10 protein-coding genes are annotated in these 13,688 nt (G+C 55.9%); 4 read left to right on the forward strand and 6 right to left on the reverse strand.

Translation table 11 applies throughout. The features are described 5' to 3' along the window. The 3 genes from AMR42_RS00675 to AMR42_RS00685 form a co-directional block, all read left to right on the forward strand. The coding region (locus tag AMR42_RS00675; protein ID WP_234406425.1) for a hypothetical protein at positions 1-504 on the forward strand (504 nt) is incomplete at its 5' end. 134 nt (positions 505-638) lie between these two features. Further along, complete coding sequence (locus tag AMR42_RS00680) at positions 639-1,382, forward strand: Uma2 family endonuclease (RefSeq protein WP_099531550.1); 744 nt, start codon at positions 639-641, stop codon at positions 1,380-1,382. A 288-nt stretch (positions 1,383-1,670) separates the two neighbouring features. Beyond that, entirely contained in the window at positions 1,671-2,120 is a 450-nt protein-coding gene (locus AMR42_RS00685) for a cupin domain-containing protein (RefSeq protein WP_234406426.1), read from the forward strand. 258 nt (positions 2,121-2,378) lie between these two features. Here AMR42_RS00685 and gcvP read toward each other — a convergent pair whose 3' ends face one another. Next, positions 2,379-5,279 (reverse strand): aminomethyl-transferring glycine dehydrogenase, encoded by a 2,901-nt coding sequence (gene gcvP / locus AMR42_RS00690; protein ID WP_368670710.1) that lies wholly within the window; start codon positions 5,277-5,279, stop codon positions 2,379-2,381. 523 nt (positions 5,280-5,802) lie between these two features. Here gcvP and AMR42_RS00695 point away from each other — a divergent pair. Continuing rightward, positions 5,803-8,088, forward strand: a complete 2,286-nt coding sequence (locus AMR42_RS00695) for an ATP-binding protein (RefSeq protein ID WP_234406427.1) — start codon at positions 5,803-5,805, stop codon at positions 8,086-8,088. A 107-nt stretch (positions 8,089-8,195) separates the two neighbouring features. On the opposite strand, the gene AMR42_RS00700 is transcribed toward AMR42_RS00695, so the two are convergent. From AMR42_RS00700 to AMR42_RS00715, 5 genes are all read right to left on the reverse strand, one after another. Beyond that, positions 8,196-9,725, reverse strand: coding sequence for a bifunctional pantoate--beta-alanine ligase/(d)CMP kinase (locus AMR42_RS00700; protein WP_099531554.1), 1,530 nt, complete (start codon positions 9,723-9,725; stop codon positions 8,196-8,198). Positions 9,726-9,879: 154 nt separating this feature from the next. After that, on the reverse strand, positions 9,880-11,412 hold the full coding sequence (locus AMR42_RS00705) for a hypothetical protein (RefSeq protein ID WP_099531555.1): 1,533 nt from the start codon (positions 11,410-11,412) through the stop codon (positions 9,880-9,882). A gap of 86 nt (positions 11,413-11,498) precedes the next feature. Beyond that, positions 11,499-11,621 carry a hypothetical protein gene (locus AMR42_RS21330; RefSeq protein ID WP_255407477.1) on the reverse strand — a complete coding sequence of 41 codons (123 nt, stop codon included), beginning with the start codon at positions 11,619-11,621 and terminating at the stop codon, positions 11,499-11,501. Positions 11,622-11,846: 225 nt separating this feature from the next. Beyond that, positions 11,847-12,746, reverse strand: a complete 900-nt coding sequence (locus tag AMR42_RS00710) for an alpha/beta fold hydrolase (RefSeq protein ID WP_099531556.1) — start codon at positions 12,744-12,746, stop codon at positions 11,847-11,849. A 288-nt stretch (positions 12,747-13,034) separates the two neighbouring features. Then, entirely contained in the window at positions 13,035-13,676 is a 642-nt protein-coding gene (locus AMR42_RS00715) for a class I SAM-dependent methyltransferase (RefSeq protein WP_099531557.1), read from the reverse strand. Between the last annotated feature and the right edge of the window lie 12 nt (positions 13,677-13,688).

The raw sequence follows: 13,688 nt of genomic DNA on the forward strand, positions 1-13,688 counted from the left end.
GCCCAACCCCCAATCCCAGCCACCCCCCCGACAAACTCAGGGGCCGACCATCCCTCCAGCCTGGACGTGGCGCTGAAAGCTGCTTTGCAACAGGCCGCAGAGCAACCCCCGCCGCCTCTGGCCCCAACGGATTTAGCTGCACAGAGCCGGGCGATCGCCCCGATTCAGCTCACCGAAGCGGCCCCCAATCCCCTGGTGGTGCGATCGTGGCTCTTGGTTTATGAAGGATCCCTGCGCCAAACCATGACCCTGCGCCAGATGCGCGGTTTTGTGGAGCAGTTAGCCCAATGGTCAGCGGCCAGCGGAACGGAGCCTTGGGTTACCTGGGCTAGTCAGGGCCAAGAGGCACTCGATCGCCTGAACACCGCTCAAATTCTGAATATTTTGGACGGTTTACGCACCTTCGCAGATCAGCAAAATCCGCTAACCTCAAGCCCTGCGAACCATTGCCCCACCAGCGCGATCGGGAACCCCATTAGCAAAACCTACCCAAAACCCAACTAACAGGATCACAATCTTGATTAGAGACCTGATTGAGAGCTGACTTGCAAAGAGAATCTATATAACAGTAATAACAGCAGCGATCGCGTTTTCGGCCAGCAAAGTGAGAGCAGATCAGAGATCCTAGGAGGCGATCGATGACCCTAGCACTGGATAGACCAACCACACCACCACTGGCATCTCGCTGGCAGCGCCGTGATGCCACTTGGGCAGATTATCTAGCAGTTCGCGATTCCAATTCAAATTGGCAAAAAATTGCATTTCATCACGATTGGTTGTGGGTCAATATGGGATTTGAAGGGCCGAATCATGCGGCGTTTAGCGATTTGATCACGATGATCTTTGGATTCTGGGCATTTCTCCATCCAGAAGTCACCCTGCAATCCTACGGTCGCTGCCTACTGGAATCGCCAGAAACCCACGCCTGTTCGCCCGATTTGGTGCTCTATCGAGGGGATAATATTCCCCAGTGGCAACCGGGCCAACCGCGTCGAATTAATCTGCAACGCGATCGCCGGCCCGACTTGGTGGGCGAAATTGCTGACACCACCCTCAGCCTAGATTTGGACGAACAAAAACAGCTCTATGCGAGTTTAGGGATTCCTGAATATTGGGTGGTTGATGTTAAGGGATTGCGAATTTTCGCCTTTAGTTTGGATGAATCTGGCCATTATCGATTGTTGGAACAATCACAGGTGTTAGCCGGTTTGCCGATCGACCTCCTAGAACAAACCCTGGAGCGACTGGCCACAGAAACCAACACGGCCGCGGCGGCTTGGTTCATGCAACAACTGCAAACGCCCCCTAGCAGTCCAGATACTACCCAAACAACAACCGAGAATACTGAACCGCCATCCTCTGTCGAAAATCCATCCGAGTAAAGCCCAATTTAACCGCCAACTGCTATTACATGGAATGTTGATCTTGCCTGCTTGGCGTTGAAACTGCTTGATCGATTTGGAAAGCCCGTAAACCCTAAAAAATAATTTTTTAATCCGTTGGCGGTGATTGAAGCCAGGATTCAAAAAATCCACGAGGGCAAAATCGATCAGTTTCAGTGTGATCCAAAAACAGCTCGTCTGGTTTCAGTTCATACATCATTCTAGAGAGTCCAGATCATGAATCCTGAAAAGCCACCTGCCTTGATCAGAGCATCTGAAATTGATGCGATGGATGCAGTCAAATTTCAACATCCACTGAATCCCAATTCGGAAATTGATATGCGGTTTTTGGGTCGGGTAGCTGGCCTCAAACAGATTGGCATCACGATCGCCCGAGTGCCGCCTGGTAAAGAGTCATTTATTTATCATGCCCACCAAACCGAAGAAGAGTGGGTTTATATTTTGTCGGGTCGGGGCATTGCGGAAATTGGTGAGGCGGAATACGAAGTGGGGCCCGGAGACTTCATGGGGTTTGGCATTCCGCAACAGCCACATCACTTGCGTAACCCGTTTGATGAAGAGTTGGTTTATCTAATGGGTGGCGAAAACAAACCCTTGGATATGGCTATTTTCCCGAGGGTGGGCAAGCGGGTGATTGGCGATCAAACCTCGGCTTATCTGCTAGATGAATCAGCCTTGGAGTTGTTTTGGAGTAGCGATCGCCCCGAGGATGATTAGCGGAAATTTCTAAATTACTGAAAACCCTGATCTGTCATTGCCAAACTGTTGGTAGCAAGGGGCTTAAGCCCCTTGCTACGACGATGGCAGCCAGAACAATAGCCGTTTCAGTTTTCTTGATAAAGACGACAATCAACCCTAGAAAATCGGTTAATCAGCCCCAAACCGATCCCAAACCGATTAGTAATGGTGGGCGATCGCATCTGTCCAAGGTTGATCGGGCTTGATGATGCGATCACCCGCTAATTTCAGGTGGTTTTAGCTGGGTTCGGCGTAGGCTTCCATGGGCAAGCAGGCGCAAACCAGGTTGCGATCGCCCCAGGCGTTGTCGATCCGGGAGACCGGCGGCCAGTATTTCACCTCGCGTGTCCAAGGGGCGGGGTAGGCTCCCTGCTCGCGGCTGTAGGGGCGATCCCAGTCGGACTTCAGCAGCACATCGGCGGTGTGGGGTGCGTGCTTCAGGGCGTTGTTGTCGCGGGGCATGGAGCCCGATTCGATCGCCCGGATTTCCTCCCGAATTGCGATCAGGGCATCACAGAAGCGATCGATTTCGGCTTTCGATTCGCTTTCGGTGGGTTCGACCATGATTGTGCCCAACACGGGCCAGGAAACGGTGGGGGCGTGGAAGCCGTAATCCATCAGCCGTTTGGCGATGTCGTCCACTTCGATCGCCGCCGATTGTTTCACGCCCCGCAGATCGAGGATGCATTCGTGGGCCACGAAGCCGGCCTCACCGCGATAGAGCACGGGGAAGTGACGATCGAGCCGGTGGGCGATGTAGTTGGCGTTCAGGATTGCCAGTTCTGTGGCCCGTTTCAGGCCGTCCGCGCCCATCATCCGAATGTGCATCCAGGAAATGGGCAGAATGCTGGCGCTGCCGAAGGGGGCCGCGGACACCAAGCCGATCGAGCCGTCGCCCGTGGGAGCCTGGGCGATCGCCTGCCAATCGGTGGGAGGCAGGAAGGGAGCCAGGTGCTCCGCCACCCCGATCGGCCCCATACCGGGGCCGCCGCCGCCATGGGGAATGCAGAAGGTTTTGTGCAAATTCAAATGGCACACATCGGCCCCGAAATCGCCGGGACGACAGAGGCCCACTTGGGCGTTCAGGTTCGCGCCGTCCATGTAGACCTGGCCGCCCCGATCGTGGACGATCGCGCAGATCTCCCGAATCGCCGTCTCGAATACGCCGTGGGTGGAGGGATAGGTGATCATCAACGCGCCCAGGCGATCGGCGTGTTGGTCAGCCTTGGCCCGCAGGTCGTCGAGATCGATGTTGCCGTTGGCATCGCAGGCCACGGGCACCACTTGCAGCCCCACCATCACGGCGCTGGCGGGGTTTGTGCCGTGGGCGGACTGGGGAATCAGGCAAACGGTGCGATCGCCCTGGCCCCGGGCCGCGTGGTAGTGGCGAATGGTCAGCAATCCCGCATATTCCCCTTGGGAACCGGCGTTCGGTTGCAGGGACACGGCCGCGAAGCCGGTGATTTCCGCCAAATCCCGCTCCAGTTCCTCAAACAGAATTTGGTAGCCGGCCGCCTGCGATCGGGGCGCGTGGGGGTGCAGGTTGCCAAACTCCGGCCAGGTGACGGGAATCATTTCCGCCGTGGCGTTCAGCTTCATGGTGCAAGACCCGAGCGGAATCATCGACTGATTCAGGGCCAGGTCTTTGGCTTCCAACCGGTGCAGGTAGCGCAGCAGCTCCGTTTCGCTGTGGTAGCGGTTAAAGACCGGATGGGTCAGGTAGTCGCTGGTGCGCGATCGCATCAGGGCGGGCGGTTCGATCGGTTGCCACCCGTCGCCACCAAAGATCTTGATCAGTTGCTCTAGATCCTGCTCCGTGGTCGTTTCGTCCAGGCTGAGGGCGATCGACCCGTCGGACAAATAGCGCAAATTCACCTGACGCACTTCGGCGGCGATTTGCACCTCGGCGGCCGATCGATGGGGCGATCGCGCCGTGGGTTTCAGGGCGATCGTGTCGAACAGTTGGGCCGTTTCCGCCAGGTCGTAACCCAAGGACTGCAAAGCCTGGGCTAGGCTGACGGTTTGGTGGCGCACCCGCTGGGCGATCGCCCGCAAGCCTGCCGGCCCGTGGTAGGTGGCATACATGGCCGCCATCACCGCCAACAGCACCTGGGCCGTGCAAATGTTGCTGGTGGCCTTGTCCCGGCGGATATGTTGCTCGCGGGTTTGCAGCGACAGGCGCAGGGCCGGCTTGCCCTGGGCATCCTTGGACACGCCGACGATCCGGCCGGGTATTTGCCGTTTGAACCGATCGCGCGTCGCAAAAAAGGCCGCGTGGGGGCCACCATAACCCAAGGGCACACCGAACCGCTGGGAACTGCCGATCGCAATGTCTGCGCCCCAGTCCCCCGGTGGTTCCAGCAGGGTCAAGGCTAACAGATCCGTGGCCACCGTCACCAACGCATCGGCGGCGTGGGCTTGCTCCACCAATTGCCGGTAGTCCTCGATCGCTCCCAAAGTCGTTGGGTATTGGACGATCGCCCCGAAGATGCCGCGTGCCGTCCAGTCCGCCGCCGTCAGCGATCGCCAGTCCGTGACGATCACCTCAATCCCCAGCGGTTGGGCCCGGGTTTGCAACAGGGCGATCGTTTGGGGATGGCAACCGCGATCGGCCACAAAGGCCCGCGCCGTCTTCGATTTGGTCGCGCCGTAGCTGAGGGCCATGGCTTCCGCCGCCGCCGTCGCCTCATCGAGCAAGGACGCATTAGCAATTTCCAACCCGGTCAAATCACAAACCAGGGTTTGGAAATTCAGCAGCGCCTCCAGCCGACCCTGGGCAATTTCCGCCTGGTAGGGCGTGTAGGCCGTGTACCAGCCGGGATTTTCCAACACATTCCGCTGAATCACGCCGGGCACAATACAGCCGTAGTAGCCCGTGCCAATGAACGATCGCCAGGTTTGGTTTTGGCTGGCAATTTCCCGCAGTCGGGCCAGGGCCGCCGTTTCCGTCATGGCCGGGGGCAACTGGAGCGATCGATTCAGTCGAATATCCGCCGGGATTGTTTTGTCGATTAATTGGTCGATCGACTCTAGCCCCATGGCCTCCAGCATGGCCGCCGTTTCGATCGCGTCTGGCCCAATATGCCGCGCTGCAAACTGATGGGGATCCACGATCGGGAATGTTGCCCCAAGGGCGATCGATTGCGAAACAAATCCGCTAGCCACGTTTTTAACCTCCTACTGCAAGAGCCAGGCACAAACCCAACCACCCAACATGCCAAATCATCCATCAAACACCGAATGGCCACCAGCAGCAATATTCGCCGGCCGTTTCTATTTTGATGCCTTTTGCCCAAAGCTCCAGGGCCGCCGGATTCCATCCTGAAGGGGCGATCGAGTCTGCGGGCTTGGCTGGCAAAAAGCCGAGTCTAAGCAAGCAACAGCGCTTGGGAATTTAAAAATTCCTTAAATCTAAACAAAATGAGTCAATTCCAGCAAATTTAAACTTCAAAACTTCCAAAGAACTTTCAAATTAGCCTAAATTTCTTGGGTCACAATCGAAGTCAGATGGTATCCTGGCATACCAATTGTTGTGTGAAGCGTCGTTTGCTGAGCATCTGTCTGGGATGTTCTGCCGTGGACTCGCAGCGCGATCGAGCCTTCCCTAGTTTTTTCCAACTGACGGTCTACAACTATTCATCTAGGAAAGTGGATGGCGGCTATGACGATGGTTCAACATCAACAGCGATCGAGTGGTGCAGCCAAAGGGGCAGGAATCCGCAAAGGTGCTTGGATTCGCCTCAAGTTTTTGTTAATTATTCCGTTTTGCCTGGAAGTGGGCTTGGCTGTTGGTCTCAGTGCCTATTGGTCGATCCAAAATAGCCGCCAGGCCGTTGGCCGGATGGTGGATCATCTGGAAAACCACACGGTCGAAGCGGTCGAATCCAAGTTGTTACAGGAGTTGCGGCAACCTCAGCAAATTAATGCCATCAACGCCCAGCTTCTGGCTCGGGATGTGATTTCCTCCGAAGATTTGGGAGCCATCCAACAGCAACTCTGGCAAAGTATGCGGATTTATCCCGGCATGACCTACATTAACTTTGCCAATCCTCGAGGGTTGTTTGTCGGGATTGAACGGCTGAGCAATGGCGATTTGGTCTCAGAGGTAATTGATCCCCAACAGCATCCAGGTAAGATTAAACGATCGCTGTTGGACAGCAATGGGCAGGTCAAAAAGCAACTTGATTTGTATGATTATGAGCCGCGAACGGACGACTGGTATTTAGCAGGTGTTCGGGCCAAAAGCCCCACCTGGAGTTCCATTTATACCTGGGAGACCGGTGAACCCACCAAGCGGCTGGCAGTGTCTGCCAGCTACCCCGTTTATAGCGAAAAGAATCGATCGCTCAAGGGCGTGATTGGCATTGATTTTCTGTTTGATGCCTTGCAACAACAACTCCAAGCCCTCCACATTACCCCTAACGCCAGGGTCTATTTGTTGGAGCGAGACGGTAAGGTAATTGCCGCTTCTAAGGGTAATAGCTTCTCGCAAGAAAGCGGTTCCATTCAGCGCCTGTCGATGGATAACACCAACGATCAGGTCTTGAAATCTTTGGGGGGTCTGGTGCGGGCCAAAGATGGGCAGCTTTTGCAAAATGTGGAGCTGGAAACCCCCTTACAAGATCAGCCTTATTTTGTGCGATCGGCCAGTTGGAATGGTTTAGAGGGCTTAGATTGGCAAATCCTGTTGGCCATCCCCCGATCGGACTTGACCCGGGAAGTGGATCGCAGCACTGAACAAACCATCTGGATTTGTGCCTTGGCCGTGGCGGGATCGGTGGTGTTGGGAGTGGTTACCACCCGGACGATTAGCCGGCCCGTGCAGCAGTTGGCCGAAGCGGCGGAACGGTTTGCGATCGATCAAAAACAAACCCTACCGCCCCGATCGCCGATTGTGGAACTCAGTGCGCTCTCCCATTCCTTTGATTCCATGGGTCGGCAATTAAAAGCCTCCTTTGAAAAATTGGAACAGGCAAACGAGCACCTGGAACAAGCCAATTTGGCCTTGGAGCAGCGCGTGGAAGAGCGCACCCGTGAATTGTCGGCCGCCCTCACGGATTTGAAGGACACGGAAGCCCAACTCATTCAGACTGAAAAGATGTCCAGCTTGGGCCAAATGTTGGCCGGAATTGCCCACGAGATTAATAATCCCACCTCGTTTGTCTATGGCAATTTGGACTATGTTCAGGAATATATGAACGGGTTGCTAACGCTGCTGGAAATGTATCAAGCAACCTATCCCCATCCCCCTGAAGAAATTAGGGATTACCAGGATGATTTAAACCTCGATTTCCTGGTGGATGATTTGCCAAAGGTGGTGCGATCGATGCGCGAAGGCACAGAGCGAATTCGCAATATTGTGCATGATTTGCGCAATTTTTCGCGCATGGATGGCCAGGAAATGCGCCGGGTGGATTTGCACGAAGCCCTCACCAGCACCCTGATGATTTTGGGGCATCGATTAAAGGGCAATGGCTCATCGCCCACCATTCATGTGGTGACGCAATACGACGAGGCTTGGCCCGTGGACTGTTACCCCGGTTTGATGAGCCAGGTGTTTGTGAACTTGCTGGTGAATGCGGTGGATGCGCTGGAAGAGGCGGCGTTGCGGGGCCAATGTCCACACCCAGAAATTGTGATTTCCACGGAGGCGCGATCGGGCGATGGTTTGTTTGTGGTGCGGATTCGGGACAATGGCCCCGGGATTCCGGAATCGGTGCAGCAACGGATGTTCGATCCCTTCTTTACCACCAAGCCGGTGGGCCGCGGCACGGGGCTGGGCCTGGCGATCGGGTATCAAATCGTGGTGGAAAAGCACGGCGGTCAACTGATTTGCACCACGGATCCCGCCTGGGGCACGGAGTTCACGGTGGCGATTCCCGGTCAACGTGCCGCCCCCGGTTCGATCGCCCCAGCCACCCAAGCATTGGTCACCGTCGCCGCCTAAAATTAGGGCCTGTCATCGGATTTTGAACCCAAGGGATCGCGCCTACTCCGCCCCGGAGATGATCGCCAGTTGCCCCGAATCGAAATTCAGCCCCAGGATGACAGCCCCTAAGGAACCCGCGCCACAATCGCTTGCACCACTTGCTCGATCGTCATGCCATCGGTGACCAACTCCCAAGCGTCAATTGCCTTAATCATGGGGGCCACCACACGGTTACTGTCTTGGTAATCGCGCTCGGTGATGGCGGCTTCCAGGCTGTCTAGATCGGGCAGGTCGGTTTGGCCCCGATCGCGCCAATCCTGTAGTCGTCGCTTGGCCCGCTCTCGGGGGGTGGCGGTCAAAAAGATTTTCACCTCCGCCTCGGGAAAAACATGGGTGCCAATGTCGCGCCCTTCGGCCACCAGGCCACCACAGCGCCCGATCGCCCGTTGTTGGGCCACCAAGGCCCGCCGCACCTCCGCATGGGCCGCCACCACGGATACTTGGGCCGTAACGGTCGGAGTCCGAATCAAACTGGTCACCTCTTGGCCATTAATCCAAACGCGCTGTTCGCCACCGGGGGTCACCGGTTCGCCAAAGCGGATGGTGCAATCGGCGGATAGCTCGGCCATGGCCAGGCGATCGGCGGGATCCAGACCCCGATCGAGGGCCAACCAGGCCACCGATCGATACATGGCTCCCGTATCCAAATAAAGCAACCCCAATTGTTGGGCCACCCGTCGGGTTACGGTGGACTTGCCCGCGCCCGCTGGCCCATCGATCGCCACAATCGGCCGGCGCGTTTGCAGAATCACATTGTCAATTAGGCGTGCCGATCCCACCTGGGCCGCCACCGCCAACAGGCCCGCCTGCTCCAGGGTTTGGAGAGGCGTGAGGGAGTCGGGATCCACCAGCTCGGCATAGTCCAGGCTCAGGCCCGGCGCTTGGCTCAGGGTCGATCGCACCGGTTCCAGCAGGGCCGCCGCCGATCGCTCGCCGGCCTGGAACTGGGCGATCGCCCCTTGCAGACTTTGGAAAATGGCCAAGGCCTGCTGTCGTTCCGGAGCGCTCAGGTATTGGTTACGGGAGCTGAAGGCCAAACCGTCGCTCTCCCGGACGATCGGGCAGGTAATCAGCTCCACCGGCAGGTTCAAATCCGCCACCAACCGCCGCAAAATCGCCACCTGCTGGGCATCCTTCTGGCCAAAAAAGGCCAAATCAGGCTGCACCACATTCAACAGCTTGGTCACGATCGTGGTTACCCCTTGGAAATGCCCCGGTCGCGATCGCCCACAGAGGACGTTGGCCAAACCGTCCGGCGGCACCACTTGGGTCAGTTCCGTGCGATCAGCCACGCCCAATGCCGCAGGCGTGGGGACAAAGACCAAATCCACTCCCGCCGCTTCGCAAAGGGCCAAATCCGCCGCCAAATTTCGAGGATAGCGCTCCAGATCTTCTTGGGGGCCAAATTGCAGCGGATTGACAAAGATGCTGACCACCACCCGGCCACATTGAGATCGGGCCCGAGTCATCAGGCTGCGATGGCCCTCGTGCAGGGCCCCCATGGTGGGAACCAAGCCGATCGTGATGCCAGCAGCGCTCGATCGAAACAATTCCATTGCGCAGCGCAAGGCCGCCACAGTTTTCACCACTTGCATACATCACCTGCCGCTTAACCGTTGCTCAGCGCTTTGCCCAACGACAGTTTAGTTAAGCATGTTCGTTAAGCGTGAGTTAAGAAATCTCGGTTGCGATCGGCTGGTCTGTGCTGGCTGGGTTTGGACTGAGCGAAATCTAAGCTGCTGAGCAACATCAAAGCTTGGGCTTACCTGCCTTGAGCCGCAACTGCTCCGTTTCCTGCAAAATCTGCAACGAATCCGCCCGATCGCGCGATCGCTTGATGTAGCTCAACTTCAGCTCTTCCAACAAATCAAAAATCAGCTCTTGCAACTCCTGCTGAGTTTTGGGTTCTGCCAATCCCTGACGAAACGCAGCCGAAGCGTCCTCGACTAATTTTTCAAGCAACTTTTCCGCCTCAGGATCAGCAACCGCAAAGGTTTTGTAGGCCTTTTGGGGCACATTAGTGGCAATAGCCGATAGATTGGCCGCAATTTGCCCCGCCAATTGGTTTGAAAAGTTGCTGAATCCCGGCAAAGCTCGCAGGGCTTGATAGGTTGGTGTGCGAGCCAAAACCGACTCCATTTGATAGGCCAAAAGTTTGGCTAAATCTTCTTGAATTTCCGGCAAAACGCGATAGAGACTCAGTTGCAAAACGCGATCAAAAATCGCCTGAATCTCGTTCACATCATTCACTTCCACATAGGGATTATTCGCCACATCCAAAATTTGCTGGGACAGGCTACCGGATTTCACCGAACTCTGGAGGCCATATATAAATTCCAGCACCACCACTTCCGTCAATTCTGAAGCAATACCCGCCAAAATTCCTCGGCTGATCAGGGCCCGAATGGGTTCCAGATTGGGAAATTGCGCCTTGTTGCTACGAATCACCACGGGAATAATACGCAACCAACGGAAGAAGGGACTAATGAACAACAAATCCCACCAATGGCTGAAGGCGGCAGCTTGCCAACTGAGGGCAGAATAGCGGCGACGAATCCACAAAGTCCGCACCACAAATTCCACCGCAAACAGAATGACAAAGGGCGTATCTAAAATTCCAAAATAGTCGGCGGGTCGCCCGTCTTCTCCAATACTGCGAAAATAGTTACTTTGTAGTTGGAACCGAATTTCCCGATCAAAAAATCGGAGTTCCCTAGTCCAAGTGCGCGAACGAAGATAGTCAACACTCCAAAAGGTGTCAAAGGCGCGTTTGGAGGACTCCACGCCCAGTCGATCGCGCATTCGGTTTTTAATAATTTCCAGGCTACCGCTGCGATCGGACAGGGTAAAAGGATTTTGGTTAATCATTTCCTGGCTGCGATCGCGCAAGTCCGCCAGCAGGGGCGACACCTGAGGCGAGTCAACTCCCCCGCGCTCCAGCACCGTCACCAATTGATCAACCACTTTCAGATAAGCCTGGGTTTGACGTTCCGGCTCAATCCCAACGATCGGGTCATAAAACAGCCGCACTTCTCCCGGCGGCCCCACCACCTGGCCCAGCAGCGGAACTTCCGTGCCCCAATCTCGCACCAGCAGGGCCGCGCGCAAATACCACGATCGTAGCGGCACATAGGTCATGTGGAACGCCACCAACATCAAGTTCAGCCAAGCCACAAGGATCAGCAGCCGCTCAGTCCACAGCACCAAATGCCAGCGCCTCACAAACTTGACAGCTTTGGCGCGACGGTTCGATCGGGAGGTGGAAGATGGATTGGCAGTCATGCGATCAGCGGCCAGCTCAGAGCTGTGTCTCGTAATTTGCGCGTCATTGGCAAGTCGTTGGCACTGCGCTCGCACAGCACCTATCCCTAAACCTGCCTGTTGGTGAACGTTGCGGCTGATTCACCCGGGGCGACCCCGATCGCCGGAATGGCCTGGGGCTGATTCCAAAATGCGGGAACAGCCGATCGCCCTGGGGTCGGGTTACTCATTGCATCGGGCCCGTCCATATTGCCATTGGGCCCGGCTTGGCGGTGAACTTGACTTGAATTTTGCAAGGTTTTGCAACGCGATCGGCTCGGCCGCCACGTGAATTAGGCGCAACGGGCCCTCATTGCGCGGCTAATGAGCGGTCAATCAACGGTCAATCAACGGTCAAAGATTCAGCATCAAAGATTTAGCGCCAAAGATTTAGCGTCAACAATTTTCTGCCCCACTCAAGCCATCTGACTCAGCCAGTTGACGATCGCCGAGTTGACAACTTCGGGACGCTCATCATGGGGACAATGGCCCGTCTTGGGAATTGACACAAACGTCACCCGATCGCCCGCCGTTTTTGCTAAATCTTGATAGATTTTGGCTCCCTGAATCGGTGTCCAAGGATCCGTTTCTCCCCACAACACCAACAGGGGCCCGGCAATTTGCGGCAACAGCGTTTCGGGTTTGGGGCCCGGCGGTGCAGCCAAAATCGAGGCAAAGGTTTCGTATGCGCCCTCATCCCCGGAAGGTTCATGCAGCAAATCCACCAGTTCCGGCGTAACAGCCTCGGGGTTGCCATAAACCTGCTTGAGCGTGCCGCGAATCCGGTGTTTTTGGCGAATTTGATTGAACATAAACCGCCCAATGCCTGGAGTATTCACCACTTGGGCAAACGTACCCATCACCAACCGCAACACCGGGTTTAATTCCTCAGGGCGGTGATTTAGCCCCCCGGCACAGTTCAACAACACCGTTCCTCGGGTACGTTCCGGAGCCGCCGCCGACAACATCAGGGCCAACAGTGCCCCGATCGAGTTACCCACCCACAGGGCTGGCTCTTGGATGAATTCAGCCCAAAAATCCAAAACCAAATCTTGCCAAAGCTCCATGCTGTAATCGATCGGGGGCTTTTGGGAACCGCCGAACCCCAACAGATCGATCGCATAGACCCGGTAGCCGGCCGCGGCCAGCACGGGGATATTTTTGCGCCAATGGCCGATCGAAGCCCCAAACCCATGCAACAGCACGATCGGCTGGCCGCTGCCCTGGGCTAACCATTGCACTCGGTAGCCACGCCACAGCCAGGTTTGAAAGGCCTCCTGGGCCAGGGAGTCAGTCGGGGAAACCAGCGCAGTCATAGGGCTTCGGGTTTTCTAAAGTGCTTTACAAATGGGTGAAAAGGCCGGGCAACCGCGACCCAAACCGGCATCGCTCAGACAGGCTTCAGGTCAGCTTTCGATGCCCCGGCTATGGATCCAGTGGGCGATCGGCTCGGCCATCTTGCCCCGTTGTCGCGTCACGGTCTGGGGTCGCGGCCTGATTGGCTTCGTTAAATTCGATTGTAAAGAACTGTAACCGATTGTACTGGATTTATAACGCAAAAATCCAGAAAAGATCCTGAAATTCGCTCATCAATCCTCAAAAAACTAGGCTGGCTTGAGACCGATCAATAGCGCCATTTCCAACCATTTCCAATAACAATCGACCTGCTGAAAACCAATATCTCGAAACCATTGAAGCTGCGTTTCAACATCTAGCAACTGGTTCGACGGATCATCTTCTTCCGGTCGATAGCCAATGGCTTTCAAAAACTGCTCATGAAGCTGGGGCGTTGGCGAAGCCACATGTTCCAAGTTGGCAAAAATGCCCCCCGGCTCCAATCGTTGAAACACCTCTTGATAGAGCGATCGCTTGCGATCGTGGCTGAGGTGATGAATCGCAAAACTCGACACGATCGCATCAAATCGCCCCAACTCTGGCAAGGCTGTATCGAGATTGTGGGCCACCACCGTCACCTTGTCATCGGCCCCAAAGCGATCGCGCACCGCCGCCAACATCGTTTCCGAAAAATCCAGCGCCACGCCTGCCGCCGCCGGGCGATCGACCTTAAGCAATGCTAGTAGTCGCCCATTGCCCGTACCCAAATCCAAAATTCTACGCACGGTTCGCGGCACTTGTTCCAGCAGGGCCGCTTCCCCTTCAGTGCGACGCGGAATTCGATCGGCCCGGGCCAAATAACTCAGGGCGTGGTCTGTGGATTGCCAACGATTTACAGAAATTTCAGTCATCGAATTGATGTA

The organism is Limnothrix sp. PR1529 (genome assembly GCF_002742025.1).
In the GTDB taxonomy this organism is placed as follows: Bacteria; Cyanobacteriota; Cyanobacteriia; order CACIAM-69d; family CACIAM-69d; genus CACIAM-69d.

What these genes read in the sequence shown, in the direction of transcription:
- AMR42_RS00680 (WP_099531550.1), top strand. Translation starts at nt 639, where the DNA reads ATGACCCTAGCACTGGATAGACCAACCACACCACCACTGGCATCTCGC.
- AMR42_RS00685 (WP_234406426.1), top strand. Translation starts at nt 1,671, where the DNA reads ATGGATGCAGTCAAATTTCAACATCCACTGAATCCCAATTCGGAAATT.
- AMR42_RS00695 (WP_234406427.1), top strand. Translation starts at nt 5,803, where the DNA reads ATGACGATGGTTCAACATCAACAGCGATCGAGTGGTGCAGCCAAAGGG.
- AMR42_RS00700 (WP_099531554.1), bottom strand. Translation starts at nt 9,725, where the DNA reads ATGCAAGTGGTGAAAACTGTGGCGGCCTTGCGCTGCGCAATGGAATTG.
- AMR42_RS00705 (WP_099531555.1), bottom strand. Translation starts at nt 11,412, where the DNA reads ATGACTGCCAATCCATCTTCCACCTCCCGATCGAACCGTCGCGCCAAA.
- AMR42_RS21330 (WP_255407477.1), bottom strand. Translation starts at nt 11,621, where the DNA reads ATGAGTAACCCGACCCCAGGGCGATCGGCTGTTCCCGCATTTTGGAAT.
- AMR42_RS00710 (WP_099531556.1), bottom strand. Translation starts at nt 12,746, where the DNA reads ATGACTGCGCTGGTTTCCCCGACTGACTCCCTGGCCCAGGAGGCCTTT.
- AMR42_RS00715 (WP_099531557.1), bottom strand. Translation starts at nt 13,676, where the DNA reads ATGACTGAAATTTCTGTAAATCGTTGGCAATCCACAGACCACGCCCTG.